The sequence below is a fragment of the Pseudomonadota bacterium genome, assembly GCA_030859565.1.
GTDB lineage: Bacteria > Pseudomonadota > Gammaproteobacteria > JACCXJ01 > JACCXJ01 > USCg-Taylor.
In genome coordinates this window covers 1-3,549 of sequence record JALZJW010000241.1, presented here as the reverse complement: position 1 = coordinate 3,549, position 3,549 = coordinate 1, and the positions used below count along the sequence as shown (strand labels likewise).

Sequence of the window (3,549 nt, the reverse complement as noted above, 5' to 3'; positions counted from 1 at the left end):
CTTGCTGCGGGCCTTGGATCGCTGGATAGACGAGCAGCGCTTCGGCACCCGGCGCGATTTCGCGCTCTATGCGCGCGGCGGCACCAAGTCGCTGAGCGAGGCGGAGTGGGACTGGCTCGATGCACAGTTCGTTCTGGCCGGCCTGGGCGTGCAGAGGCACACACCGGCGCTCTGGTTGCGCGCGCCGTTTACACTTTGTCGGGGCGAGCAGCGGCTCGATCTCCGCGCGGTCCCCGATTGCATCGCGCTCACGCCCGCCACGATTGAACGCTGCATCGCCATCGAAGGCGCTATCCGGCATTGGCGCGTGGTGGAGAACCGCACCAGCTTCGAACGCGTCGCCCGCCTCTCAGGCGTCGAGGATGCCGTGCTGTGGGTGCCTGGTTTCGCTCCGAGCTGGTGGTTGGAAAGCGTAGAGCATCTCATCACACTCCTGCCCGCCGCGGCCCGGATCGCCTGCGATCCCGATCCCGCCGGAATCGAGATCGCGCTTCAAGTCGGCCGGCTTTGGGAAGAGGCGCGGCTCGCTTGGGATCCCTGGTGTATGGACGTTCAAACTCTGGCGGCGCTCCCCAGCACGAGGCCGCTCGAAAGTAGCGACCGCGAGCGCTTGCAGCGGCTCCGGCAACGGTTCCTCCCGGCGGACTTAGGAGATCTCGCCGAGTGGATGCTTGCTTATAACCGCAAGGGCGAGCAGGAGGGCGTATTGTGAGAGAGCTGTTGCAATGCTGCGTAAATTCATACCGGCGAATAATTCCCGGATGGATACGGCCGTGTTACGCGAGCGCGTATAGGAGTTCCCGGATGCGGTGGCCACGCGCGCGCGCTCTTTCGTGATCCTGCGATGATACGGTCCGAACAAAGCGTTCTTTGATCGGACTTGGAAACCAAGTGCCTTCGAGAGGATGTACTAGAAGTAATGAGCTATGACGGAAGGCGCCATTGGAGTCCAGAGAAACGAGCGTAGTCCCTGTCTAAGGTTAGCCACTCGCAGCCCGATTCAACTGCCAGCGCCGCGTACCACGCGTCAGGTACCAGGTTGCCGCGAGCATCAGCATCTTTGCACAGTCGTGAGAAGATGGACCAGTGCTGCGATCCGGGCTGTATCAGTACGCAATGAGGCTGAGTCATAAGGGTTTCGCAGAATCCGATGACTTCGGCGAGAGTGCTAGGGCGGGAGAAAATCTTGGGATGAGTGGTCACCCGGATGACGCCGCTCAGCACTTGCGGAGAGGTGCCGTACCGCGAGTCGCCGTTGACGACTCCGTCCAGCCAATTTCGACAAAGATTGTGGTCGCCAGAGTCGGATCGGAAAGCATGAACGAGGACGTTGACATCAGGGAGGATCACGGCTCCTCCATCCGGTCCTGCAGATCGCTCGATCGGTTCAGGTCGACGCCCGGCAACGTACCGCCCGACGCTTTGGAGATCGGCAGTTGCACTCGCGTTCGTCTCGCCGCCCTTGATTCGGCCAGCATGGTCTTTAAGCAAGCGTAGGGCGCGTGTCCGCGCCATTCATTGGCTTTATGATTCCGCGTGTCTGATTATCGCCGCACCCATGTGCCGGGTGGCAGCTATTTCTTCACCGTTAACACCTATCGGCGCCAAACGTTTCTCACCGATGCCGATGTGCGCTCCGTGCTGCGGGAAGCGATCGGAACGCTTCGTTTGACCCATCCGTTTGTGATCGAGGCTGTTGCTGCCTGACCGCAGGCATGCCCTCTGGACATTGCCTCCCGGAGATGAGGATTTCTCCCACCGCTGGCGTGTCATCAAGCGAATGGTTACGCAGCGCTGCCAAGCGAGCCCGCGTAGATACTGTTATCCATGTCAACATCCATGAAGCGCTGGGTTGAAGGGTTTTCCGGACTTCAATACCCCGTAGGCGACATGGATGAGTTTACGCATCATGGCGCCGATGATGAGCATGGGCGGCTTTCCGGCTTGGCTCAGGCGCGCCCGGAAGGTGCGACCCCAGGTGGTTTTGTAGAGGGTGACCATTGCCGGCATATAGAGGGCCTTGCGCCAGAGCGGGTGCCCCACCTTGGAGAGCCTGGTTTTCCCATGGACGCTGCTCCCCGAGAGCTGCTGACGCGGGTTAAGGCCGGCGAAGGCCGCGCATTGGCGGGCGTTGTCAAAGCGCGCGGACTCGGCGTAGAAGGCGAGCAGTGTGCTGATGGTGCGCTCGCCCAGGCCCGGGATACTGTCGAGGAGTTCGCGCTTGCGGCGCAAATCCGGGTCCTGGTCGATGAGCTCTGCAATGGCTTTTGTCACAGCCATGATTTCCTCCTCGAGCCAGGCGAGGTGCCGTTCGATGCCCTCGCGGACAGCTTCGCGGGCCACCCCGAGCCGATTGGCCTCCTGGGTACGCATACGCTGCAAGGCATCGAGACGCACGATGAGCGCGCGCAGTTGGCTCGCGGGCCGAGGGGGCCACCCAGGGCGGGGGCTGCATGGCCTGGCAGAACTCGGCAATGAGCCGGGCATCGACCCGGTCGGTCTTGGTGCGCAAAAGGCGCGAACCGCCAAAGGCTTTGATTTGGGCCGGGTTGACGACCGAGACCCGGAACCCAGCGTCGGCGAGAAACTCGGCGACGGCTTCCCAATAGACCCCGGTCGCCTCCATGCAGACCCGCGCATGATCGGCGTCGTGCTGCTTCAGCCACTGCGCCAACCCCACGAAACCCTCCGGGCTATTCGCGACAACCTTGCTCTTGAACTTGCCCGTAGGCAGCAACAACGCACAATCGAGCTTGGCCTTGGCGACATCGATCCCGAGATAGAACACTGTATACATGATGAACCCTCTCACGCAATCCACCTTGTCAATGCAGGCTGCCGGATCGTCCGGGCCGAAGATACTGTCCGATTTCTGGCAAGAGTAAAATCGAGTATCCGGCGCAAAATCTACGCATCGAGCTTCTCGCTCAAGGGCGGAAACGGCGTCCGGATACCCGCCTTGGATCTCTCCAAGGATTTGCTTGACAGCAAATTCATAATACAAGGTCGGAACCGTCTTTTCGGGTTCCGACGCATGGGTAGCTCCGATGAACCGCATGACTTTGTGCGATCAATCGGCGCCATCGGGTGATTGGACGCTGCTTTGTCGGAACCTGTGGAGCCGTTCCGACCTATAAACTGGCTATGTCGAACTATGCACTATGGGGCCCGGAAGAGTAGGCTTTTTGGTGATCAGCCGGTACGTCTCTTCGTAGATCCGCTCACGTGACCCGATCGCGACCAGTTCGACCACACGACCCGCCGCGATGCGATAGACGATGCGAAATCGTCCCGCGCGGAAACTCCGCAGGCCGTCAAGCTCATCCTTGAGCGCTTTGCCGCACAACGGATTGGAGAGGATCCGCTCAAGCGCGCTGCGGACCTTCTTCTTGATCTGTGGGTGTAACCCACCGATAAGGGCGGCAATCCGGGGCGGTGCACGGAGTCGATGGCGCACCGGTCTTAGTCACCGCCAGTGAAAAGTTCCTCTAGGGTATAAAGCTTAGCCTTCTTGCTCTTCAGGGCCGCAAGCCCGGCCCTGATTTCGCT

At 60.7% G+C, this 3,549-nt stretch carries 4 protein-coding genes and 1 pseudogene; 2 read left to right on the top strand and 3 right to left on the bottom strand.

Annotated features, from left to right (window positions below; translation table 11 throughout):
* On the top strand, positions 1–712 hold a 712-nt coding region (locus M3436_20105; GenBank protein MDQ3566278.1), incomplete at its 5' end, for a hypothetical protein.
* A gap of 212 nt (positions 713–924) precedes the next feature.
* Here M3436_20105 and M3436_20100 read toward each other — a convergent pair.
* Entirely contained in the window at positions 925–1,515 is a 591-nt protein-coding gene (locus tag M3436_20100) for a type II toxin-antitoxin system VapC family toxin (GenBank protein MDQ3566277.1), read from the bottom strand.
* A 21-nt stretch (positions 1,516–1,536) separates the two neighbouring features.
* On the opposite strand from M3436_20100, the gene M3436_20095 reads away from it, so the two are divergent.
* Positions 1,537–1,707 (top strand): hypothetical protein, encoded by a 171-nt coding sequence (locus M3436_20095; protein MDQ3566276.1) that lies wholly within the window; start codon positions 1,537–1,539, stop codon positions 1,705–1,707.
* Between the two features lie 123 nt (positions 1,708–1,830).
* On the opposite strand, the pseudogene M3436_20090 reads toward M3436_20095, so the two are convergent.
* Positions 1,831–2,800: pseudogene (locus tag M3436_20090) on the bottom strand (IS110 family transposase).
* Positions 2,801–3,142: 342 nt separating this feature from the next.
* Entirely contained in the window at positions 3,143–3,457 is a 315-nt protein-coding gene (locus M3436_20085; protein ID MDQ3566275.1) for a type II toxin-antitoxin system RelE/ParE family toxin, read from the bottom strand.
* Positions 3,458–3,549: the final 92 nt, after the last annotated feature.